Below are 24813 nucleotides of genomic sequence, written 5' to 3'. Positions count from 1 at the left end.
TTTTATTTAGTATCTATTAAATATTTTTGTTACTTCCTTCAATCTCTCTTTTAAATCATTACTCAAATCTCTTTCTTGAACTCTCCACTTCCAGTTTTTTCCAACTGTTGCTGGAATATTCATTCTAGCAGAGCTTCCCAATCCCAATAGATCTTGCATCTGTATTATTACCAATTTTGCCTTTGAACTCCACAATGTCTCTATTCCTCTCCATTCAATAGGATTCCAATAGTTTCTTCCTCTTTTTTCTAGCCACTCTTTCAAATACTCATCACATTTGAATTTTGTATACTCATTTAGCCCCTCATACCAACCAACAATGGTATCATTATCGTGTGTTCCTGTATATGCTACACAATTCTCCTCATATTTATGAGGTAAGTAGTCACTATCATCACTATCAAAAGCAAATTCTAATATTTTCATTCCTGGATAACCACTTTTTTTCAATAGTTTTTTTACACTTGGAGTTAACAGCCCTAAATCTTCAGCTATGATAGGAACTTTTCCAACTCTTTTTTCAATAGTTTTAAACAGATCCATTCCAGGTCCCTTTTTCCATCTACCTTTTATTGCAGTCTTCTCTCTATATCTTATACTCCAAAAAGAATCAAATCCTCTAAAATGATCTATTCTTACTATATCATATATCTCGAAACAGAATCTAACTCTATCTATCCACCATCTATATTTTTGCTTTTTTAACTCTTTCCAATCGTATAAAACATTCCCCCATAGTTGACCTGTTTTACTAAAATAATCTGGTGGACAACCTGCTACACACTTAGGAACTCTCGATTTTGTAAATTGAAATATCTTTGAATTACTCCAAGTATCTGAACTATCAGTTGCAACAAAAATTGGAATATCTCCTATAATTTTTACTCCTTTTTCATTGGCATATCTCTTCAATATACCCCATTGCTTATAAAAAGTATATTGCAAAAAACTATAATATTCAAGTCTTTTTTCATTTATTACACCAAATTTACTTTTCACTCTATTTTTGTAAATTTTACTCCATTTTTGCCAAGGTTTACCATCAAACTTTTCTTTTAAAGTCATATATAAAGCATAGTCTTCCAACCAGAATTTATTTTTTTCCTTAAATTCACTATACTCCTTTTTCAAATTTTCATCACTGGCTAAATTTTCTATAAATTTAGGGAAAATTTTTTCTAATACTATATCTTTTTGAAACTTAACCTGCTCATAATCTAAATTATCATCATAATTTACCTTTCTTAAACCATCCAACTCACTATTATCTATATAACTTTTATTGACAAACTCCTCTAAATCTATAAATAAATAGTTCCCAGCAAATGCTGAATAAGATTGATATGGAGAATCTCCATATCCTGTTGGTCCCAATGGTAAAATCTGCCATAGCTTTTGACCACTTTCATTTAAAAAATCTACAAATTCATAAGCTTTTTTTCCAAGATCCCCTATCCCATACTCACTTGGTAGTGATGAAATATGCATCAAGATCCCACTACTTCTCTCAAACATTGCTCCTCCTATTTTATTAGATTTCTTCTTTCATGAAGTGTATCTATTTTTATCTTATCATCAAATATCTCTTCATAAATCTTAGATAGTTTAGCCATATATATATCACTATGTATATGCTCAGATATTATCTTTATAAAGATCTCATTATCAGTACAAATACCACTAAATTTCTCTCCTATTCGAGTTACTATCAAGCTTCTCTTTAAGTCTGCTACCAACATTAATCTACTTGAATTTTTATAACTCTCCTTTTCTTGCCCCTTATGATATACCTCTATATCTAAACCTAAATTATCTATTTCATTAAAACTAAAAAGTATTATCCGAACTCCTCTTTCTATAGCTCTTTCCAAATTTTCTCTTAAATTTTGTAAGTTAAAATCTGTATTAATATAGATCTCGCTCTCACTTTTCTCTATAATATCAACCAAGGCTCTATCTATATTCTCTCTCTTATCTAATTTATAAAAATACTCTGTTTTTACAGTTTTATCGAGATTTTTTAAATCACTCTTTAAATTTTTAAATGTACTCATATACTTTTTTTCCATCTCTTCTAAAAGTAATTCAGGATCCTTTGCTTCATACTCCTTACTTGTATTAGGAATTAAAAGTATATACCCATTTTTACACATTGTATCTAACATCTGGTATATTGTAGATTTTGATAGTTCCAACTCCTTTGCTAACTTATATCCACTTGCTCTCCCTATAGTTAACAATGTTGTATAAATAAGTGCCTCTGTCTTAGAAAATCCTATACTTTTTAATTTTTCTATTATTTTTTCCACTTTTCCCTCCACAATAGTAGTTCAATTTCAAACCACCACCCTATAAAGGTATTATACAACTTTTATCGTCTCATTTCAATACTTTAAATTATTTAATAAAACATTTTATCTTTTTATAAGATAAAAAAGTGAAGATTTTACTCTCCACCATTTTATCCATTATTCAATATAACTACTTATTACCTTCTTACCATCAAAGACATAACCTAATTTAATTATCTCTTTTGCTCCATATCTTTCTAATTCTACATAGTATTTATTCTCATCTATCTGTTGCAAAGCTTTTTCTACTTCTTTCTCTGGATTTTTAGTATAAGCTCTTTTTAACTCCAAGACATATCCTGCTCTTGTCTTATCTTTTGGAAATAGTATTATATCTGCTCTACCATATCCTGCTTCCATATTTGATTTAGGAAGATAGTAACCATCTAAAGCATAGAAAAATCCAAGTAGTAACATATGATATGGATTCTCATAATATTTTGTTATATCATGTGAACTCATTGTATATAAAACTAATTCCTCTATTGATTTATTCAACTGTTCTATATTTTTATCTCTTAAAGCATCTCTTAATCTATCTACTTTATCATAATTTCCAAATACAATAGTTAAAAATTCATCCTTGAAGAAGTTCATAATCTCCATATTTGGTATTCTTACTAAATATCTTCCATCATCTAATTTACCATTTATAGTTAGATAACCAGAGTATAGCATAAGCTCCCATACTTCACTTGCTGATAGATTATTTCCAAATCTTACATTTTCAGTTATTCTTACTGCTATCTCTTCTTGATTAAAAATCTTTTCAAGAGTTTTCAATCCCTCTTCTCCAGTATGTTCTAAAAGCTCTCTTATCATAAAGTTAGAGCTTGTATTTATCCAATATGATTTTAACACTTTAAACTGTACAAAGTTTAATATACTCCAAGGATTGTATATATCATCTTTACCAAAACTATATCCATCATACCATTTCTTCACTTCTAGCATTTCATAGCCTATCTTATAATAATTAAGCATAACTTTTACTTCATCTTCTACCAATCCAAAACTATCACTATATTCATTATTTAATATTGTATAGTTTGTAAAGTTGTTTAAATCAGAAAATACACCTGCTTGAGCTACCCTTATTATTCCAGTAAGAACTCCCATTTGTAAGTTTATATTAGATTTTAAAGCTCCTCCATAAAAGATTTTAAAAAATTGAAGTATATCGTTATAATACCCAAACTCATAAGCAGTTAGAAGTGGTGTATCATACTCATCTATCAATACGATTACTTTTTGATTATAATATTCACTTAGACATTTTATTAAAAACTTTAAAGAATTACTATAATCTTCTTCTTTTCTTTTCCAAATATTATCAAATATCTCAATATCTCTCTCATTTAAGTTTTTTCTTAAATATTTATGTTCATCAAATAAATCAGAAATTAAGGTTTTTATTTGAGTATATGCAAGGTTAAGAGTATTACCTTTTATTTCTTTTAATGTGAGCAATATAACTGGATATTTCCCTTGTTCATCTATCAATGGAGAGTTTCCTATATATAAACTATTGAATAGCTTTCTGTTCTCATCTTTATTTTTTATATCAAAGAAGTATTTAAGTGTAGACATATTAAGAGTCTTTCCAAACCTTCTAGGACGACAAAATAATTTTACCTTTGCTCCATCATTTAATATATCTTCTATAAACTTTGTCTTATCAACATAGTAATAATCTTGTTCTATAATTTCTTTAAAATCCTCTATTGCAATAGGTACTTTTTTCATAGCTATATTACTCTCCTTTCCTTAAATATATAATATTTATTATATCATACTATAAAAAAAACCACTATTTTATTTTATCGTTGATACTTCTTCCTTTTTTAATCTTTTCAAACATATTTTTTGATGCTGAATAGAAAAAAAGCCCCAAAATTTGGGGCTTCTACACTCTCTGATTAACTCAACTATTTTGAAGCGTATACTGATACTTGCTTCTTGTCTTTTCCTAATCTTTCGAATTTTACATATCCATCTATTAGAGCAAATAGAGTATGGTCTTTTCCCATTCCCATGTTGTTTCCTGGGTGGAAAGCTGTTCCTCTTTGTCTAACTATGATGTTTCCAGCTTTTACAACTTCTCCATCATATTTTTTTACTCCAAGATATTTAGGATTTGAATCTCTTCCGTTTTTAACAGAACCTTGTCCTTTTTTGTGTGCAAATAATTGTATATTTAAAGTAAATTGCATCTATTTTTCCTCCTTCTCAACAAGCTTTATATTTTTAGGATAATCTTTTGATAAACTTCTTATCATTATAACCATGCTTTCTAAAAGAGTATTTAGTTCACTATCTTTACCCTTTTTATCAACCTCTCTAATATCTACACTAAGGTATCCATCAGAATCAATCTCAAATTTTGGATAAATATCCAACACATCTTGCATTCCACCTAATGGTAGTTGTAATGCCATAGAAAGTGCTGCACAAACTATATCTTCTCCATATTCAGCATAGCCTGAATGTCCAGTAGCCTTGTATCCTACAATTCTACCTTTTTTTCTATAAATTTCTATTTTTGTCATTGACAATTATTCTAGACAATTAAGCGTTTATTGAAGTAACTTTAATTTCAGTAAATTGTTGTCTATGACCTTTTTTTCTGTGGTATCCTGTTTTTGGCTTGTATTTGAAGTTAACTACTTTAGCTCCTTTACCTTGAGCTACTACTTCTGCAACTACTTTAGCTCCCTCTACTACAGGAGTTCCAACTTTTACAGTTTCTCCATTAGCTACTAAAAGAACTTCAGTTAATTCTACAGTTGTGTTAACTTCAGCATTTAACTTCTCTACTCTTAATACGTCACCTTCTGTAACTTTGTATTGTTTACCACCAGTTTTTATAACTGCGTACATTCTAACACCTCCAAAAGTATTAACAATCGCTGAATAGGGTTGCTGATGACCTTATTTCATGCGTAATCTAGATGAAATTATATCACATTTTTTATACTTTGTCAATAATTCTTAAATTTTTTTACATTTTTTTAATAAAAACTATTGATTTTTTCTCAAAAAAAATGTATTATTTACTTATCTAGTAAATAATTAAGAGGTTGATGTAATTTATGATATTTCAAAGGACAGAACTTTTAATAGGAAGTGAAAACCTGAATAGATTAAAAAATTCGCATATTATAGTTTTCGGGATTGGTGGTGTAGGTGGTTTTGCTACAGAAGCTCTAGTAAGAGCAGGAATTGGTGAAATATCAATAGTTGATTTTGATGATATTGATATTACAAATATCAATAGACAGATAATTGCTCTTCAAAGTACAGTTGGATTATTAAAAACAACAGTTATGAAAAAAAGATTGTTGGATATAAATCCCCAATTGATTATACACGAATATCCTATTAAATTTTCCAAAGATAATATAGATATATTTTTTAAAGATAAAACTTATTCATATATAGTTGATGCTATTGATCTAGTCAGTTCTAAACTAGACCTAATATCCATTGCTAAGGAAAAAGAGATTCCTATTATCTCATCTATGGGAACAGGAAATAAACTTAATCCTACAATGTTAGAGGTGGCTGATATCAATAAAACATCTGTTTGTCCTCTAGCTAGAGTTATTAGAAAAGAACTAAAAAATAGAGGAATAAAGAAATTAAAGGTAGTTTACTCAAAAGAGGAACCTAAAAAGCCTGAAAATTTAAGTGGAAGCAGAGAGAAAAAGGTAAATGTAGGAAGTATATCTTTTGTACCATCAACAGCTGGATTAATACTTGCTAGTGAAGTTATTAAAGATATTTGTAATTTATAGGAGGAATAGAAGTGAAAAAAATAGGAGTGTTTTATGGTTCAACATCTGGAACAACTTTAGGGATTGTTGATGAAGTTGAATTTTATCTAAAAAAAATGGAGTATGATGTTATCAATGTGGCAGACGGAATAACATCAATTGGTGATTATGAGAATCTTATCTTAATTACACCTACTTATGGAGTTGGAGAATTACAAGCTGATTGGGAAAATGTTTTTGATGAATTTTCAAAAGTAGATTTCTCTGGAAAAGTAGTTGGACTTATTGGTCTAGGAAACCAATATGCTTTTGGTGAGTCATTTGTAGGAAGTATTAAAGTACTTTATGATGTTGTTACTAATAATGGTGGAAAAGTGGTTGGATTCACATCTACTGAGGGATACCACTATGAAGAGTCTGAAGCTGTAATTGGTGACCAATTTGTAGGATTAGCAATTGATGAGGGTAACCAAGGAGATCACACTCCTGATAAGATTAAAAGTTGGATAGAAGAGATTTTACCATCATTTAACTAATAATTTTAATAAAATACATTTATAAAAAGAAGTTGATTAACCTATAAAGTTAGTCAACTTCTTTAATTTGTAATTATTCACTTATAATTAGTATATTCCAGTTGATAGTACCTCTTTTTCTCCTATCTCTCTATTTAAAACCAGTGTTACTTCAACAGGATCTCCTACACCCAGCATCTCTCTTGTATTATCTGCTATCTCTGTAGCTAGTCTATCATACTCTTTTTTATTAAACTCTTTCCATCCACCATCACCTATTAGTGATTCAACTTCTAATTTTACATATATTTTATCTCTAAATATTCCGACATCTATATCATCGAGTTTTAGTTTATTTTGCTGGAAGTCACTTAAAATACCGTATTTTAGTTCTAGTTTATCCTCTACATAATCATACTTATCATCTGCTACTCCCAAAGCTGAAATAATTAAAAATAAGCCAATTAAAATTTTTTTCACAGTTAATACCTCCTAGTTTTATCCTCTTCCTCCAAAATATTTTAGACAAAACTTTTAGTTATCCACTTTTTATTTCTCCATCTTATCAACATAGCTATCCCTCTAAACCATTCATCAGCTGCATTAGCTATCCATATTCCAACCAATCCCCAACCTAGTTTTACACCAAATATATATGAAAAAGGAACTGCCACAATAAAAATAAAGATTATTCCCATAAACATAGGAAATTTTATATCTCCAGCTGCATGTAGAGAGTTTATTATCACTATATTAAATACTCTTCCTACTTCTAACACTATCATCAATGGAAATATTTTTAAAGAAGCTTCTAAAATAGCTCTATCTTTTGTAAAAACTCCCATTATCTGATTTTTAAATAGCCAAGCTAAAACAGTTACTGAAAAAGCCAATACAATAGATAGTTTTAAACTTTTTAAGCATTTACCATAAGCCTCTTCACTCTCTTTTGCCCCTACTAATTGCCCTACCTGTATAGCTGTCCCATGTCCTAAGGCTATTGAAAATGTCATCACAAAGTTAGCAATCAACATCAAATAAGTTCTAGAAGCTATCATAGTAGTTCCCATGGTATTTATCATTGACATTATCATCAACTGTCCTATATTCCAAGCCAAATTCTCTCCTGCAGTTGGTATCCCTATAGATAGAATATTTTTTATAACATGGAAGGGAAAGGGTTTTAGAAATTTCTTTCTAAATTTAAAATTACAGTTGTGGCTCATTACTAAAAAACCAACTACACAACCTATTGCACGTGAAACTACTGTTGATATTCCCACACCAGTTGGCCCCAATATAGGTACTCCAAACCAACCAAAAATAAACATACCATTTCCTAAGATATTTAATAAATTTACTCCCATATTTACATATAGCATCTGTTTTGGTTTTCCATGACTCTTCATAATAGCACCACAAGTTAGAGTTATCCCTTGAAAGATACATAACCCTCCAACTAATTTAAAATAGTTCTTTCCAACCTCTATCAACTCAAGTGGAAGTTTTATCTTCTCAAGTATTGTATTCCAAAATGTAAAGTATAAAATTCCCATAAATAATCCTAAAATTAAATTTACAACTAAAGAAACAGTTATTACTTCATGTACTCTTCTCTTATTTTTTGCCCCTATAAATTGAGCACATAAAATAGCTGTTGCTAAATTCACAAACCCGAAAATTACATTTTGAATATTTAAAACCTGACTTATTCCACCTACTGCTCCTACTGCTTTGTCACTATAGTGTCCTAACATTATTGTATCAACATTTCCGACTATTGTTACTAGTAGTAATTCAAAAAAGATAGGAATTGTCAATGACATTAATGATTTCACTTGTATCTTACCCATTCTTCCTCCAAAATCTAAATTTATGTATTTTTTATTCTATAATTTTTTTCAAAAAAAATCTAGTACATTTTTATATTTCTGTTAAATATGATATAATAAAATAGTATAATATTTTTGATCAAGGAGTGAACTATGGAAATTATTAGTAAAGATAAACCGAAAGGAAAGGCTTATGGCATCAATAAAAAGATGAAAAAAGCTAAAAGACTAGAAGAAGAGAAGAAGTTTAAAAGACTTACTGAAAATAAAAGAAAAAATGCTGAAAATAGAAAAGAGAGAGCTATTGAAAAATTTGAAACAGAAAGAGCTGCTGAAGTGCTTATCAAAGGATTTTCAAAGGGTATGCTAATAATCTCAATAGAGGGTAAAGAGGAGAAAAGAGCCCTTATTTACGATAAGAAAAAAGTTACAGCTAAAAATTTAGATAGTGAGATTGATAGTTTTGAAGTTAAACTTTATGGAAGTAATTGGAAAATCTCTATTTTACAAGGATATAAAGAGATTCGTGAACAGTTGATATTTGAATTATCTGAAAATTTATAGTAAAACAATAAGAAGCCATTAGATCATCTAATGGCTTCTTATTGTTTGTTATCTAATATATAAAATATTTTGGGGAAAGATTTATTATGTATTAATAATAACATAGAATTATGTCAAAATTATTACAAAATTATTAAATTATTCTTCACCATTTTTCTTTTCAAAGCTAATTAATATTGGAGATCCATCAAATCCAAAAGCTTCTCTAAATTTATTCTCTATATATCTAGCATATGAGAAGTGTATAAGTTCTGGATAGTTACAGAATAATGCAAATCTTGGTGGAGCAACTGATACTTGTGTTGCATAGTTAATTTTAACTACTCTTCCCTTTCTAGTTGGTGGGTTATTCATAAGTACAGCTTCTTTTAATACTGTATTTAAGATACCTGTAGATATTCTCTTGTTATACTCTTCAAAGATTGTATCTGCTATCTCTAATAATTTTGTTGTTCTTTGACCTGTTAAAGCTGATACAAACTCTATTGGAGCATATGATAAGAATGGAAGTTCTGCATAAAGTTTCTCTCTCATCTTCTCCATTGTATTTCCTTTTTTATCTACTAAATCCCATTTATTAACAACTATAATTATAGGTTTTAACTCTTCTGCAGCTATTCCTGCTATTCTCTTATCTTGTTCACTCAGTCCCTCTTTTCCATCTAACATAAGTAAACAAACATCTGCTCTTTTTATTGTTTTTATAGCTCTAAGTACTGAATAATACTCTAAGCTCTCTTCAACTTTTGACTTTCTTCTGATACCAGCTGTATCTATTATCATATATTTTTTCTCATCAAACTCAACAATTGTATCTATTGCATCTCTTGTTGTACCAGCAATATCACTTACTATTGTTCTCTCTTCTCCAGAAAGTCTGTTTACTAATGATGATTTTCCAGCATTAGGTTTTCCTATAATAGCAAGTTTTAAAACATCTTCCTCATCTTCAGGAATATCAATTTTTTTAATTGTGTCAGTTACCATATCCAACATATCTCCAAGGTTTACCTTGTGTCCCCCAGAAATAGGTATTAGATGTTCAAATCCTAGAGCCCAGAAATCATAAACATCATCTTGTTGCTCTAAGAAGTTATCAATCTTATTTACACATAAGATGATTGGTTTATTCTTCTTTCTTAAAATATAGGCAATCTCCTCATCTAAAGGATTTACCCCACACTTTCCATCTACAACAAATAAAATTACATCAGCTTCATTCATAGCAACTTCAGCTTGTTGTTTTATCTTTGTCATCATAAAATCATTATTTCTTGGCTCAAGTCCTCCAGTATCAACTACTACAAACTCTGTCCCATTCCATTCTGTCTCTCTATACAGTCTATCTCTTGTTACACCTGGCATATCATCAACTATAGCCACTCTATCTCCTACCAGATTATTAAATAATGTTGATTTTCCAACATTTGGTCTTCCAACTATTGCAACAATAGGCTTCATTTTTTACCTCCCTATCTTTCTATTATAATTTTTTTTATTTTTATTATTAGTATTTCCATTTTTTAATTTCGAACTTTTTTCTTGAACAACTACTATATCTTTCTGCTTCTGTTTCTTTCCATTATCCTTTTCAACATACATTTTTTTCATTGTAAATGGATTTATCTCTGTATAATACATGAGTGTAGAGTATGTTGAAGGAGTCGGTGTAAATATCTGTACCTGCTCAGGGTTTACTCTCAATTCTGCAGATGCAAATCTCTTTAAGTCTAACATATCTTTTTCTGTACAACCTGGGTGTGCTGCTATTAGATAATAAGTCAAAAACTGTTTCAAGCCATACTTCTCATTAATCTTATAAAATCTCTCTTTAAAATCCTTTAAAAGTGTTTTTCCCTGTTTTCCCATAAGAGAAAGTACCTTATCCTCAGTGTGTTCTGGAGCTATTTTCATCTGCCCAGATACATGATCCTTTATTATATCCTCTAAATACAACTGTCCACATTTTTTATCATCTAAAATCATATCATATCTTATTCCAGATGCAATAAATATTTTCTTTATCTTATCTATTTTCTTTAATCTATTTAACAGATCAACTTGCTTACTATGATCTATTTTTAATGCTGGACATTTTTGTGGATATAGGCATCTCCTATCCTGACAAGCTCCTAACTTCAGTTTTTTACTACATTCCACTTGATACATATTAGCTGTAGGTCCTCCCACATCTGCTATATATCCTTTAAACTTTGGTGCTCCTGATATTTTCTTTATCTCTTCAACAATAGAATCCTCACTTCTTGAGATTACAGTACGACCTTGGTGAATTGCTATTGCACAGAAATTACACTCACCATAACAACCTCTATGAGTTGTTACAGAGTTTCTTATTGTATCTAGTGCTCTCACATCACCCATTTTTTTATAGTAAGGGTGTACCTCTCTCTCAAATTCCATTGAATAGATATCATCTAACTCTTGTGAAGAGAAGTTTTCACTTGGTGGATTTTGAATCAAATATCTATCTCCACATTTTTGATAAATTCCCTTAGCAGTTATAGGATCACAATTTCTATAAAAAATATTAAAAGCTTCTATAAATTTTAATTTATCTTCTAAACACTCTTCGTGGCTTGGTAGTTGTAAGTAACTATCCTTTTTATCTTTGGCTATATAACACAACCCTTTTATATTTCTCCATTCTCTTCCACCCTTTAAGGCTTTAGCTAGGGCTAACATAGATTTCTCTCCCATTCCATAAGATAGAATATCTGCCTTAGCATCAAATATAACAGGTCTTCTCAAATTATTACTCCAATAATCATAGTGAGTAATTCTTCTCAAACTAGCCTCTATTCCACTTATTACAATAGGTATATCTGAATTTTTAAAATATCTTTTTACTAAATTTGTATAAGCTATTACCGCTCTGTCTGGTCTTCTATTATTCTCTCCACCAGGAGTAAAATCATCTTGTTTTCTCTTCTTCTTAGTAGCTGTATAGTTAGCCACCATTGAATCTACACAACCCCCTGATATTGCCCAATATAATCTAGGTTGTCCCAATCTCTTTATATCTACATCACTATTTATATCTGGTTGAGCTATTATTCCAACTCTAAAACCATTTTTTACTAACCATTTTCCTATGACAGCACTTCCATTGTAAGAGCTATCTATATATGTATCCCCTGATACTAATATTATATCTAATTCTTCCCATCCTATTTTTTTTACCTCTTCCATTGTAGTAGGCAAAAACATAACATCACCTATTCCTTTATAATTTACCCTTTATTTTACCATATTTTATAAAAATTTACGAATTTTTTTTATAAAATAAAAAGCCTAGATCTCTCTAGACTCTTTATAAGTATAAAATGTATTATTAATAACTATTTTTTTAGTGATCTCATAAATCCTATAGTACAGATAAGTGATAAAATTATACCTGATACATTTCCAATTAACTCTATTGTACTTGTTGGAACACCACTGAAAAATCTTACAAATCCCTCTGGAGCTATTATAATATATGATGTAACTACAACAGTCATATACATAGCTGGAATCATAGCAATCTTATAATTTTTTCCTCTATTTGCCAAATATTTACTTGCTGCCCATAAAGCTATTGTTGCTAATGTTTGGTTTGACCAGCTGAAATATCTCCAAAGAACATTAAAATCAATAAAGCATAGTGCAATTCCTATTGCAAATAATGGTATAGCTACAACAAATCTATTTAATACAGGACCTTGTTTATAACCAATTGCATCAGCTATTGTAAGTCTAGCACTTCTGAAAGCTGTATCTCCTGAAGTTATTGGACAAGCTACAACTCCTAATATTGCTAATGCTCCTCCTACTTTTCCCAATACAGTTCCTGATATTTTATTAACTACTACAGCTGCTCCACCATTTGCTAGAGCTCCTCCTAATCCTTCTGTTCCACCAAAGAAAGACATTGCTGCTGCTGCCCATACTAATGCAACTATTCCTTCTGAAATCATTGCTCCATAGAATACTCTTCTTCCTTCTTTTTCATTAGCCATACATCTTGCCATCATAGGTGATTGTGTTGCATGGAATCCACTGATTGCTCCACAAGCTATTGATATACAAAGGTATGGGAAAATTGAAGTTCCTTTTGGGTGGAAGTTGTGAAAAGCTACCTCTGGAATATCATATCCCTGAATAACTATACCAAATCCGATTCCAATTGCCATCACTAATAGAGCTATTCCAAATATTGGATAGATTTTTCCAATTACTTTATCTATTGGTAATACAGTTGCAATTAGATAGTATACTATTATTATTCCTATTAAAACCATCTTATCTATTCCTGTTAAGTCATTTAAAATAGCTGCTGGACTTGTTATAAATACAACTCCTACTAATATTAATAGTACAACAGAGAACACTCTCATTAACTGTTTTGCTCCATTACCTAAGTTTTCTCCTACCAACTCAGCAACACTAGCACCATCTTTTTTCAATGACATCATTCCTATTAGATAGTCGTGTACTGCTCCTGCAAATATACAACCAAAAACTATCCAAACAAATGCTGCTGGTCCCCACATTGCTCCTGCTACAGCTCCAAATATAGGTCCTGTTCCTGCTATATTTAAAAATTGAATTAAAAACGTCTTCTTCCAATCCATCTCTACATAGTCAACACCATCTTGTAATCTCTTAGCTGGTGTTAACGCATTTTCATCTGGTCCAAATATATTTTCTACTACTTTTCCATAGATAGCATAACCTACTATCAATAATATGATCGATACTATAAAACTTATCATATTTTTCCTCCTTCTGTTTAGTATTCAATTACTTTATCACATATATGGTACACTATCTATTGATTTTTTTGTTTTTTTATCTGTGAAATGCATTTTTTTTTACTTAAAATGTCTTTTTTTTATCTTTAAATGCTTTTTACTTTTTATAATTTACTCTTTGTGTTATAATTAGTAGAAAACTATCTTAAGGAGGTTTTATGTTTGAATTAACTAGCCGAATTTTAAATAATCTGGGCTATATTATTGCCCTTGCATTTTTCTTTACAAAATTTAAAAGTGCTCAAGATATTTTTACTAAAAAAATATATAATAAAAAAGACATTATCCTACTTTCAATATTCTTTTCTTTTCTATCAATCATTGGAACATACACTGGAATAGAGTATAAGGGAGCTATTGTTAATACTAGAAATATTGGAGTAGCTGTAGCTGGTATCATTGCTGGTCCACAAGTTGGGATAATAACAGGAATTGTAGCTGGTTTTCATAGATTTTTTGTAGATATACACAGTCCTACTACTGTAGCTTGTAGTATTGCCTCTATTGTTGGAGGATTTGTTACCTCAGGTTTCTATCAAAAAACAAATGAAAAGAACTGCTATATCTATGGATTTTTTAGTGGCTTTATCATTGAAAATATCAGTATGTTTTTAATTCTTGTTACTGGATACTATTTCTATAGCTTTGAAGTGGCAAAGGATATTGTTAAAACAATCTATCTTCCTATGATACTAGCAAATGCTTTAGGAGTTTCTATTGTACTTATCATTATTGAAGATTTAATCTCTGAAAAAGAGAGATCTGCTGGAAAACAAGCTAAGCTTGCCTTAGAAATTGCAAATAAGTCACTTCCTTTTTTTAGAAAAGGAGAGTCTCTCAATGAGGTTTGTAAGATTATTTTAGAATCTTTAGAAGCAAAGGTCGTTGTTATAACTGATACTGAGTATATAATTGCTAGTCATGTCATCTCTAATGAATATACCTTAGATCATTGTAAAATAAAGAGCAATGCTACAAAACAAGTTTTAAACAGTGGAGAATTAGTTATTCTAGGAAAGGAAGAGAGTGAAGTTAGTAGCTTTCAGTGTATCAATGGAAATATTAAGTCTTGTATAATACTTCCACTATTTCAAGGTGAAAAAAAGATTTGTGGAACATTAAAATTATATTTTGATACCTCTAAATTGATAACATCTAGAAAAAAATATCTAGCTGAAGGACTTTCAATGCTAATTTCTACCCAATTGGAATTAAGCAATATTGAAAATCTTAAAGCAATGGCTAAAGATGCAGAATTGAGAGCATTACAAACTCAAATAAATCCACATTTTTTATTTAATGCTCTTCACACTATCTCATCTTTTGTAAGAATAAACCCTGATAAATCTAGAGAGATCATCTTAAATCTCTCTACATATTTGAGATACAATCTTGAAAATACGTCTAAACACCTTCCTTTAATAAAAGAGTTAGAACAGGTAAAAGCCTATATTAACATAGAGAAGGCTCGTTTTGGTGATAAGATAAATGTTGAATATGACATCCCTTCAGAGATTGAAAATATTGAACTACCAAGCTTAATCATACAACCACTTGTTGAAAATAGTGTCAAACATGGAATACTTAAACAAAGAGAAGGAGGAACTGTTCTCATCTCTGGAAAACAATATGGGAAGGGTGCTATTATTACTATTGAGGACAATGGAGTCGGAATTAGTGAACAGACTATTGCTGATATTGATACTAAGATCGATAAAAGTATTGGTTTAAAAAATGTTCATAACAGATTGAAATTACTATATGGTAAAGGATTAGTTATAGAAAAACTTAATCAAGGTACAAAAATTTCATTTTATATTGAATAGGAGGTTCTTATGCTTAAATGTATCATAGTTGAAGATGAATTTCCTGCTAGAGAGGAACTTAAGTACTTTCTTTCTCTCCACGAAGGAATTGAATTAGAAAAAGAGTTTGATAACCCAATTGATGCTTTAAAATTCATTCAAGATAACAGTGTGGATGCTATTTTTTTAGATATAAATATGCCTGAATTAGACGGAATGAGTTTAGGAAAAATTATCACGAAATTAAATCCAGATCTTAAAATTATATTTATTACTGCATATAAAGACTATGCTGCTGAAGCCTTTGAGATAAAAGCTTTTGATTATCTGTTAAAGCCCTATTCAGAAGCTAGAATAAATGAGGTTTTATCCAATCTTGAAAACTCTAAGATAAGTAGTATTCCTAAGGAAAATAATAGACTCAATAAAATAACTGTAATGCTTGGTGAAAAAATGATTGTCCTATCCATTGATGAGATCTGCTACATTGAGATTATAGAGAAAGAGAGCCTTATTTATACACAAGATTTTTGTTATACTTCCAAGTTAAATCTTTCTAAGTGGGAGGAGCTCCTTCCTAAAAATAGATTCTATAGAACTCACAGATCATATATTGTAAATCTTGATAAAATCAGAGAGATTGAACCTTGGTTTAATGGAACATACATTTTAAAAATTGAAAATATAAAATCTAAAATCCCCGTTAGTAGAAATAATATTAAAGAGTTTAAAGAATTATTAAGCATAAAATAAATATAAGAGGAGTTGATTAATAATATCTCAACTCCTCTGTATAAAATACAACTTATAGATATTTCATTTATTTACGTTCTTTAAAATCATAAGAAAATATAGGATTTTCCATCTCGTCTAAAGAGTTTCCACTTTCAAAAATAAGAGAATAATCAACATTTATCCCAAGTCTATAAAAACTATCTTTTCCATTATTTGAAACTTTAAAAATGATACTTTCTTTTGTATAACTATATACATTTAAGTCTGAAAGAACCACACCATCAGTTATCCAAAGAGTCCAATTACTTCCATCTACACCATATAAAGACATATCTGTTCTTTCAATTCCAATATATTTATTAGTTTCTTCATATATTTCCCAACATCCCTCAAATGATTTAAAAATATCATATAAACTTGGATCCGCTTCGTTTATACTCTCTTTAATCTTATTTGAAACAATAAAAGGTTCTTTTCTAGCATGTGCTAAATATTTAGCAAGTACATATACCCTTGCTCTTGTTAGTTCTGCAGTTCTTGAATTGTATATCAATGGTTGAATACTTCCACCTTCATACTCTGCTCCAGTAGCTTTTATATCTGCTTCTTTTCTTTTTATCCAAGCCCTTTGCTGTGCTAATACCTTTTTCTTCTGTTCAGCATTTAATTCTTTAACAAGTCTTTTCCACAAAAAATTAAGTTCAGCATCCCAAAGATTAGCTAACTCACTAGAATTGATATTTAAATTTGATTGAGTTTCAGTATTCGATATAATCTCTTCATACTCAATAGATTTTTCCTCTATTTTTTCTATCTCTTCTTGAATGCTCTCAGCTTTTGATTGAGAGATATTCCAGAAAAAAATAGCTATGACAGATAGTAAAATAGCAACTCTTTTTTTTAACATGTTTTCTCCTCCTTATTTATTTAAAAATTTTCAGTTATATAAAAAGAGAGGTCAAACCTCTCTTCTTATATATTTCTATTTTTTCTTAGCATATTTAATAGAGTCAAATGCAACTGCCACTATTATGATAAGTCCTTTTATAATATATTGCCAGTATGGATTTACACCTATATAAGTCAATCCATAGTTGATAACTGTAAGTAGTATAACTCCTGTTACAACTCCTGATATCTTTCCAACTCCTCCATAGAATGAAACTCCTCCAATTACACAAGCAGCAATTGCGTCCATCTCATACATATTTCCTAAGTTGTTAGTTGCTGATCCAATACGTCCTGCTTCTAAGAATCCACCAAATGCATAAAATATTCCAGATAAAGCATATAATTTTATCAATGTCCAGTGAACATTTACTCCTGATACTTTAGCAGCTTCTATATTTCCTCCAACAGCAAATACATTTTTACCAAATTTTGTTTTATTCCATAGTACCCACATTATTAATGTTGCAATTATAGCATAGAAAATTAAGTAAGAAATTGTAAATCCACCTATATCTATGTAACCTTGTGCAAATGTTGTATATTTGCTTGCAAATCCAGCTATTGGTGATCCACCAGCATAATCATAATAAAGTGAGTTAATTCCATAAACTATTGTCATACTTCCCATTGTTACTATGAATGGGTGTAGATTTAACTTGGCTACTGCCAATCCGTTTAAAGCACCAATTACCATACCAACTACCATTACTATTGCAATTGCTCCAAATAATGGGAAATCCTGCATATTAGGATATACCTTATGAGCAGTTGTAGCTGCTTGTAATAAAGTTGCTGAAATTACTGCCGAAAATCCAACCTGTCTTCCTACTGAAAGGTCTGTACCTGTTGTTACTATAAGCCCTGCAACACCTAGTGCTATAATAAGTCTTACAGATGATTGAGTTAAAATATTTTTAAAGTTTCTTATACTTAAGAAAGAAGGCTCCTTAATTATAATAAGAACTAACATTAAAAACAATACCAAATACAATCCACTTTGAATTAAAAGTTTTTTATAATCTATATTTCCATCTTTTGTACGTATATTCATAACCTTTTTCTCCTCTTTATCTCTTATTTCTTAACCTTATAGATATTTAGCTGATAGTGTCATTATCTCTTCTTGAGTAGTTTCAGAAGTTTTTACTATTCCTGCAACTCTTCCATTACTCATTACAAGTATTCTATCTGTTACTCCTAAAAGCTCAGGCATCTCTGAAGATATCATTATTATTGCTTTATCTTTCTTAGCTAACTCTATCATCAACTGATATATCTCATATTTAGCTAAAACGTCAATACCTCTTGTAGGTTCATCTAGCATAAGTACATCTGGCTCTGTTAATAGCCATCTTCCCAAGATTACCTTTTGTTGATTTCCACCAGATAATGATCCAATAGTTGTATCTTGTGAAGGTGTTTTTACGTGCATACTATTTATTACCCACTGAGTATCCTCTTTCATTCCTTTGTCATTTAGAAGTGCTGCTTTTCCTCTATATCTATCTAAGTTTGAAATAGTAGAGTTGAAATTTATATCTAGCATTCCATAGATACCTGTTGCTCTACGCTCCTCTGTTACAAGAGCAAAACCATTTGCAATTGCTTCATTTGGATTGCTATTTTTTACCTCTTTCCCTTTAATAGTTATTTTCCCACTTGATTTTTCTCTCATTCCGAAAATTGTTTCTACGATCTCTGTTCTCTTAGAACCAACTAATCCTGCTATTCCAAGTATCTCACCCTTGTGTAATTCAAAAGATATATCTTGAATAGAAGGTTGATGTAATGCTGTCAAGCCTTGAACTTTTAAGATCTCCTCTTTGATTACGTTGTCTTTTGGTGGGAAACGATTAGTTAAATCTCTTCCTACCATCATATTTATTATTTGATCAGTTGTTAAATCTTTTACAGATTCTGTTCCTATCCATTTTCCATCTCTCATTATTGTTATATCATCAGATATAGCTTTTATCTCTTCCATTTTATGAGATATATAAACAATTCCACAACCTTTATCTCTTAATTTATTGATAATTCTGAATAAATGTTCTACCTCTTTCTCTGTAAGTGATGATGTTGGCTCATCCATAACTATGATTTTAGAATTATATGATACAGCCTTAGCTATCTCTACCATCTGTCTTTCAGAAACAGCTAGATCTCCCATTTTTGCACGTGGATCCACATTTATATCCAAATCTTCAAATATTCTTTTAGTATCTTCATACATTTTTTTCTCATCAATAAAGAATCCTTTTTTAGGATATCTTCCTAACCAAATATTATCTAAGATATTTCTCTGTAGAACTTGGTTTAACTCCTGATGAACCATTGAAACTCCATTATCTAATGCTTCTTTTGCCGATTTAAAGTTTATCTCTTTTCCTTCAAATAAGATATCCCCTGAATCTTTTTCATAAATACCAAATAAGCATTTCATTAGAGTCGATTTTCCTGCACCATTCTCTCCCATTAGAGCATGTACCGAATAAGGTCTTACTTTTAGATTTGCACCATCTAATGCCTTTACCCCAGGAAATTCTTTTGTAATATTGTTCATCTCTAATAAGTATTTATCCTTTTCCATGACAGTCTCCTTCTTTCATAAAAAAGGGGAAATTGTAAGTTACAATTCCCCTTTTCAACTAATCCTAACTAATTGTTTCTATTTGAATTGTGCTGCATTTTCTTTATCTATTCCAATACTAGGAATTAATAATTCTTTTTCTACTAACTCATAAGAAGTTCCATCTGTTGCTTCTTTTCCTTGAGCTAAGTTTACAACCATATCCCAAGTTCCTTTTCCTTGTCCTTGAGCGTCGTTAAGAACAGTTCCTGCCATCTCTCCAGCTTCTATCTTAGCAATTGCCTCTGGTAAAGCATCTACTCCATAAACTGGTAACATTTTTCCTGCTGCTTTTAATGATTCGATAGCTCCTAGAGCCATTCCGTCGTTGTTTGAAATTACAACTTCAATTTTTTCTCCATTAGGTCCTGATAACCAAGCATCCATTTTATCTTTTGCCATTGCAGTATCCCACATTGCAGCGTCTAGATGTAACTCTTCAGTTTGGATTCCCATATCATTTAAAGTTTTGATAGAGTAAATTGTTCTTGCTTCAGCATCTGGGTGTCCAGGCTCTCCTTTTATCATAACATATTGGATAACTCCATCTTTATTTAAGTCTAAATCTGGATTAGCTTTCCAAGCTTTTGCTATTAATTCACCTTGTGCTACACCTTGAGCATTTGGGTCAATTCCTACATAGTAAGCTTTTTCATATCCTTCTAATACTGATTTAGCTGGTTTTTTATTATAAAATACAACTGGAACATTCTCAGCTTTTATTTTTTCCATTACTGTTTGTCCTGCTGCTGGGTCAACTAAGTTGATTGCTAATGCATCTACACCTTTAGATAACATAACATCTATTTGGTCATTTTGAGTTTGTTGGCTATTTTGAGAATCGTTCATTGTTAATTCAACTGTGTCTTTAACTTTATCAGCTTCAGCTAATACAACTTTTCTGTATAGTGATATAAAGTTATCATCATACTTGTATGCTGTAAATCCTATTCTTGATTTTTCAGGTGCTTTTGCTGCTGCAGTAGCTTCCTCTTTCTTCTCTCCACCACATCCTGTTAAACCAGCTGCTAATAATAATGCTCCTAAGATAATTCCTGTTTTTTTCATATCTTAATTCCCTCCTATAGTGTACACTGTTTAATTTGTGAACTTTTTAATTCTTTTTAAACTCTAAAGAACGTTTTCAATCTATATACTCAATGATAGTATTTTATCTATATTTTGTCAAGTAACAATCTTTAAAATCTACAAACTTATTTTACAAAATAAAATAAGTTTTTTTTCTAAATCATCTACATAAACAGTCCAACTGCACCCTTTATTCCAGCTTCATTTCCTAATACACCTTGAACTATCTCTAAATTTTCCAGAGTTACTCCCAATGCATACTTTTCTAATTTCTTCTTCATAGGTGATAACAGAATATCTCCTGCCATAGCTACTCCTCCACCTAATACAATTTTTTCTGGATTTATTATATTCAGAATATTTCCTATTCCCATAGCTAAATATTCAGCTTCATAATCAACTAGGTCCATTGAGAATTTATCCCCTTTTTTAGCTGCATCAAATATATCTTTCGCTTCTAATCTCTCAATATCTCCATCTATCATAGAGTACAACATATTATTTTTATTTACAATCAATCTTGAAGTTGCCTCTCTTACTAAACCTGTAGCTGATGCATATGCTTCAAAACAACCATTTTGTCCACAACCACACAATCTACCATCTTTCACAAGCTTCATATGTCCAACTTCTCCTCCAGCACCTGTAAATCCAGAGATAAGTTTACCTTCAATATAGATACCTCCACCTATTCCTGTTCCCAAAGCAATAGTTACACTTGTACTACTTCCCTTTGCTGCTCCATATCTTGCTTCTCCTAATGCAATTATATTCACATCATTGTCCAATCTTGTTTCTACACCAGATATATTCTCCATCATCTTTTTGATTTCAACATTTGTTCCCCAAGGAAAATTAGCAAAAAAAGCTACAACACTTTGGTTTATAACAGGTCCAGGTATACCTATTCCTATTCCCTTCAAATCTTTAATCTCTATATTTAACTCTATAGCTAAATTTTTCGCTGCTTCCCAGATTCTAGTAAGTGTACTCTCTGCTCCCTCTGCTGATAAAGTTTTTATGATAGTGCTTTTAAAAATATTTCCTTGAATATCAAGTATTCCTATTTTTGTATTTGTTCCCCCTAAATCAATACCTACATAATAATTCATTCTAATACCTCCATCTTTATGATAACTTTATTATACTATATGTTATTTTTTTTTACATCTTTTTTTATTTTAAAATTACACTTGATTTTTTTTAAAAAAGTGTTATAATAGATGAAATCATTTTAAGGAGGAAACTATTATGTTTAGTTCTAACATTTGTTGGACAACTGCATATGTACTCTTACTCAGCAATAACAGACTGAGTTTTTTGTCATATCCATTGTCTAAATGTTAGGATTTTTATGTTATTTAGTTCCCTATTCTATATTTTTTAAGAATACTTTTTTATACTAAATAATTTTTGTTTTCAACAGCCTAACAGGGCTGTTTTTTTTATACCAAAATATCTTAAGGAGGAAAATTTTATGAAAAAAATCATCACTTTTTTAACAACAATCTTTATCTTAACAGGTTGTGGGGATTCCAATGTCCAACAGGATAACTCTTCAATCAAAATAGGTGGAATGGGACCTTTAACTGGTTCTGCTGCTATCTATGGAACATCTATTGAAAATGGTGCAAAGTTAGCTTTTGAGGAGATAAATTCCAATGGAGGTGTATTAGGTAAAAAATTGGAGTACATCTCATTAGATGAGAAAGCTGATCCAATTGAAGCAGTTAATGCCTACAACAAATTGATAGATAGTGGGGTATCTGCTATCATTGGAAGTGTTACCTCTAAATCTACTCTTGCTGTTGCTGAAATAGCATCTCAAGATGGTATCCCTATGATTACACCTACAGCAACACAGATTGATATTACCAAAGAGGGATCTAGTGTATTCCGTACTTGTTTCACAGATCCATACCAAGGAAGTGTATTAGCAAAATTCTCAAAAGATAAATTAAATGCTAAAACTGCTGCTATTTTAGTAAATACTTCTAGCGATTACTCTGATGGTATTACAAAAGCCTTTATTGCTCAAGCTAATAAAGAGGGTATAACAATTGTTGCTAAGGAAGGATATTCTGAAAATGATAAAGATTTTAAAGCACAACTTACTAAAATAAAGGGAGAAAATCCAGATGTTTTAATGATACCAGAATATTATGAACAATCTGCTCTTATCGCTACACAGGCTAGAGAGGTAGGAATAAAATCTACTTTCATTGGTCCTGATGGTTGGGATGGAATTATAAAGGCTCTTGATCCTTCAGCTTATACAACTGTTGATAATAGTTACTTTACTAACCATTACTCTAGTGAAGATCAAAATGAAAGATTACAAGCTTTTTTAACTAAATATAGAGATACTTATAAAGAAGAGCCTACAGCATTTTCAGCTTTAGCCTATGATACTGTATATGTTTTAAAGTCAGCTATTGAATCAGCTAATTCTGTTGACAAGAATGAGTTAGTAGAAGCTATTAAAAAAACTGATTTAGATGGAATTACTGGACATCTTACTTTTGATAAAAATAACAATCCTGTAAAAGCAGTAACTTTGATCAAAGTTAAAGATGGAAAGTACATTTTTGATTCTCTAGTAGAAACAAAATAGGTATTGTGATATAATATTAAGGAATTTATATCATAATTTAGGAGGAATAAAATGAAAAGAAGTTTATCTGGAATTCAACCTAGTGGAATTCTTCACCTAGGAAATTATTTCGGAGCTATGAAACAATTTATAGAAGCTCAAAACAGTGGTGTATATGATGGATTTTATTTCATAGCTGATTACCACTCTCTTACATCATTAACTGATCCCAAAGCCTTAAAAGATAATACTTACAATATTGTATTAGATTATCTTGCATTAGGACTTGATCCAAATAAATCAACAATATTTTTACAATCAGATGTACCTGAACATGTTGAACTTTCTTGGTTACTATCAAATGTAACACCTGTTGGATTACTTGAAAGAGGTCACTCTTATAAAGATAAAGTAGCTAAAGGAATCACTCCTAACACAGGACTTCTTACTTATCCTGTCCTTATGGCAGCTGATATATTGATGTATGATGCTGATGTAGTTCCTGTTGGAAAGGATCAAAAACAACATCTTGAAATGACTAGAGATATAGCTATGAAATTTAACCAACAGTATGGAGTTGATCTATTTAAACTTCCTGAACCTCTTACTCTAGATGAATCTGCTGTTGTACCAGGAGTAGATGGACAAAAAATGAGTAAATCTTATGGAAATACTATTAATATGTTTGCTAGTAAAAAAGATCTAAAAAAACAGATTATGAGTATTGTTACTGACTCTACTCCATTGGAAGAGCCTAAAAATCCAGATAATAATATAGCTAAAATCTACTCTCTTTTTGCTACTATTGAAAAACAAAATGAGATGAAAGAAAAATTCTTAGCTGGAAACTATGGATATGGACATGCTAAAACAGAGGTTTTAAATGCTGTTTTAGAATATTTTGGAGAAGCTAGAGAAAAAAGAGAGAAATTGATGCAAGATATGGACTATATCCATGACGTACTTTTTGAAGGTGGAAAAAAAGCTAGAGCAATAGCTCAAGAGAAAGTTATGAAAGCTAAAGAAGCTGTTGGTATTATTGGAAATATGTATAAATACTAATTCTTCAATATTAAGCAGAAAAAGGGGCTGTTGCAAATTAATGATTTTTAGTCATTAATTTGCAACACTCTTTTCTTTTTAGCAAAAAAATAGAAAT

23 protein-coding genes are annotated in these 24813 nt (G+C 30.4%); 7 read left to right on the top strand and 16 right to left on the bottom strand.

Annotated elements, in window-relative coordinates; all coding sequences use genetic code 11:
• Positions 1 to 6: 6 nt before the first annotated feature.
• From malQ to rplU, 6 genes are all read right to left on the bottom strand, one after another.
• Positions 7 to 1515 (bottom strand): 4-alpha-glucanotransferase, encoded by a 1509-nt coding sequence (gene malQ / locus ABNK64_RS06955; RefSeq protein ID WP_300390482.1) that lies wholly within the window; start codon positions 1513 to 1515, stop codon positions 7 to 9.
• 8 nt (positions 1516 to 1523) lie between these two features.
• Positions 1524 to 2309 carry a TrmB family transcriptional regulator gene (locus ABNK64_RS06950; protein ID WP_349763915.1) on the bottom strand — a complete coding sequence of 262 codons (786 nt, stop codon included), beginning with the start codon at positions 2307 to 2309 and terminating at the stop codon, positions 1524 to 1526.
• A 159-nt stretch (positions 2310 to 2468) separates the two neighbouring features.
• Positions 2469 to 4097 (bottom strand): AAA family ATPase, encoded by a 1629-nt coding sequence (locus tag ABNK64_RS06945; RefSeq protein ID WP_349763914.1) that lies wholly within the window; start codon positions 4095 to 4097, stop codon positions 2469 to 2471.
• Positions 4098 to 4279: 182 nt separating this feature from the next.
• Positions 4280 to 4564, bottom strand: coding sequence for a 50S ribosomal protein L27 (gene rpmA, locus ABNK64_RS06940; RefSeq protein ID WP_005883067.1), 285 nt, complete (start codon positions 4562 to 4564; stop codon positions 4280 to 4282).
• Entirely contained in the window at positions 4565 to 4900 is a 336-nt protein-coding gene (locus tag ABNK64_RS06935) for a ribosomal-processing cysteine protease Prp (RefSeq protein WP_349763913.1), read from the bottom strand.
• 19 nt (positions 4901 to 4919) lie between these two features.
• Entirely contained in the window at positions 4920 to 5231 is a 312-nt protein-coding gene (gene rplU / locus ABNK64_RS06930) for a 50S ribosomal protein L21 (RefSeq protein WP_204688680.1), read from the bottom strand.
• 212 nt (positions 5232 to 5443) lie between these two features.
• On the opposite strand from rplU, the gene ABNK64_RS06925 reads away from it, so the two are divergent.
• The gene (locus ABNK64_RS06925; RefSeq protein ID WP_349763912.1) at positions 5444 to 6148 is read left to right on the top strand and encodes a tRNA threonylcarbamoyladenosine dehydratase; all 705 of its coding nucleotides are present in this window, start codon (positions 5444 to 5446) and stop codon (positions 6146 to 6148) included.
• An 11-nt stretch (positions 6149 to 6159) separates the two neighbouring features.
• Positions 6160 to 6663, top strand: a complete 504-nt coding sequence (locus tag ABNK64_RS06920; protein WP_349763911.1) for a flavodoxin — start codon at positions 6160 to 6162, stop codon at positions 6661 to 6663.
• 87 nt (positions 6664 to 6750) lie between these two features.
• Here the strand turns inward: ABNK64_RS06920 and ABNK64_RS06915 are convergent, their stop codons facing one another.
• Together ABNK64_RS06915 and ABNK64_RS06910 are read right to left on the bottom strand one after the other, a co-directional pair.
• On the bottom strand, positions 6751 to 7122 hold the full coding sequence (locus tag ABNK64_RS06915; protein ID WP_349763910.1) for a hypothetical protein: 372 nt from the start codon (positions 7120 to 7122) through the stop codon (positions 6751 to 6753).
• 41 nt (positions 7123 to 7163) lie between these two features.
• Positions 7164 to 8495 carry an MATE family efflux transporter gene (locus ABNK64_RS06910; protein WP_349763909.1) on the bottom strand — a complete coding sequence of 444 codons (1332 nt, stop codon included), beginning with the start codon at positions 8493 to 8495 and terminating at the stop codon, positions 7164 to 7166.
• Between the two features lie 132 nt (positions 8496 to 8627).
• Here ABNK64_RS06910 and ABNK64_RS06905 point away from each other — a divergent pair, with 132 nt between their 5' ends.
• Positions 8628 to 9038: a hypothetical protein gene (locus ABNK64_RS06905; RefSeq protein WP_300341296.1), complete on the top strand. Its 411-nt coding sequence runs from the start codon at positions 8628 to 8630 to the stop codon at positions 9036 to 9038.
• Between the two features lie 138 nt (positions 9039 to 9176).
• Here ABNK64_RS06905 and der read toward each other — a convergent pair whose 3' ends face one another.
• From der to ABNK64_RS06890, 3 genes are all read right to left on the bottom strand, one after another.
• Positions 9177 to 10499, bottom strand: a complete 1323-nt coding sequence (der, locus tag ABNK64_RS06900) for a ribosome biogenesis GTPase Der (RefSeq protein WP_291255491.1) — start codon at positions 10497 to 10499, stop codon at positions 9177 to 9179.
• Positions 10500 to 10502: 3 nt separating this feature from the next.
• Positions 10503 to 12266 carry a YgiQ family radical SAM protein gene (locus tag ABNK64_RS06895; RefSeq protein ID WP_291255490.1) on the bottom strand — a complete coding sequence of 588 codons (1764 nt, stop codon included), beginning with the start codon at positions 12264 to 12266 and terminating at the stop codon, positions 10503 to 10505.
• A gap of 131 nt (positions 12267 to 12397) precedes the next feature.
• Positions 12398 to 13813, bottom strand: a complete 1416-nt coding sequence (locus ABNK64_RS06890; RefSeq protein WP_349763908.1) for a carbon starvation CstA family protein — start codon at positions 13811 to 13813, stop codon at positions 12398 to 12400.
• A 197-nt stretch (positions 13814 to 14010) separates the two neighbouring features.
• Between ABNK64_RS06890 and ABNK64_RS06885 the strand changes: the two genes are divergently transcribed.
• Positions 14011 to 15678: a LytS/YhcK type 5TM receptor domain-containing protein gene (locus ABNK64_RS06885; RefSeq protein WP_349763907.1), complete on the top strand. Its 1668-nt coding sequence runs from the start codon at positions 14011 to 14013 to the stop codon at positions 15676 to 15678.
• Positions 15679 to 15687: 9 nt separating this feature from the next.
• On the top strand, positions 15688 to 16410 hold the full coding sequence (locus ABNK64_RS06880; protein WP_291259204.1) for a LytR/AlgR family response regulator transcription factor: 723 nt from the start codon (positions 15688 to 15690) through the stop codon (positions 16408 to 16410).
• A gap of 67 nt (positions 16411 to 16477) precedes the next feature.
• Here the strand turns inward: ABNK64_RS06880 and ABNK64_RS06875 are convergent, their stop codons facing one another.
• The 5 genes from ABNK64_RS06875 to ABNK64_RS06855 form a co-directional block, all read right to left on the bottom strand.
• Positions 16478 to 17299, bottom strand: a complete 822-nt coding sequence (locus tag ABNK64_RS06875; RefSeq protein ID WP_349763906.1) for a lysozyme inhibitor LprI family protein — start codon at positions 17297 to 17299, stop codon at positions 16478 to 16480.
• 75 nt (positions 17300 to 17374) lie between these two features.
• Positions 17375 to 18394 carry a galactose/methyl galactoside ABC transporter permease MglC gene (mglC, locus tag ABNK64_RS06870; protein ID WP_291255816.1) on the bottom strand — a complete coding sequence of 340 codons (1020 nt, stop codon included), beginning with the start codon at positions 18392 to 18394 and terminating at the stop codon, positions 17375 to 17377.
• 36 nt (positions 18395 to 18430) lie between these two features.
• Entirely contained in the window at positions 18431 to 19933 is a 1503-nt protein-coding gene (mglA, locus tag ABNK64_RS06865) for a galactose/methyl galactoside ABC transporter ATP-binding protein MglA (RefSeq protein WP_291255815.1), read from the bottom strand.
• A 78-nt stretch (positions 19934 to 20011) separates the two neighbouring features.
• Complete coding sequence (gene mglB / locus ABNK64_RS06860; RefSeq protein ID WP_291255814.1) at positions 20012 to 21040, bottom strand: galactose/glucose ABC transporter substrate-binding protein MglB; 1029 nt, start codon at positions 21038 to 21040, stop codon at positions 20012 to 20014.
• A gap of 185 nt (positions 21041 to 21225) precedes the next feature.
• On the bottom strand, positions 21226 to 22173 hold the full coding sequence (locus ABNK64_RS06855; RefSeq protein ID WP_349763905.1) for an ROK family protein: 948 nt from the start codon (positions 22171 to 22173) through the stop codon (positions 21226 to 21228).
• Positions 22174 to 22538: 365 nt separating this feature from the next.
• Between ABNK64_RS06855 and ABNK64_RS06850 the strand changes: the two genes are divergently transcribed.
• Positions 22539 to 23675: an ABC transporter substrate-binding protein gene (locus ABNK64_RS06850; RefSeq protein ID WP_349763904.1), complete on the top strand. Its 1137-nt coding sequence runs from the start codon at positions 22539 to 22541 to the stop codon at positions 23673 to 23675.
• Between the two features lie 51 nt (positions 23676 to 23726).
• Complete coding sequence (trpS, locus tag ABNK64_RS06845; RefSeq protein ID WP_291255811.1) at positions 23727 to 24716, top strand: tryptophan--tRNA ligase; 990 nt, start codon at positions 23727 to 23729, stop codon at positions 24714 to 24716.
• Positions 24717 to 24813 lie beyond the last annotated feature (97 nt).

Origin of the sequence: Fusobacterium sp. SYSU M8D902 (assembly GCF_040199715.1) — a bacterium.
Classification (GTDB): domain Bacteria; phylum Fusobacteriota; class Fusobacteriia; order Fusobacteriales; family Fusobacteriaceae; genus Fusobacterium_A.
This window is presented reverse-complemented; position numbering and strand designations above follow the sequence as displayed.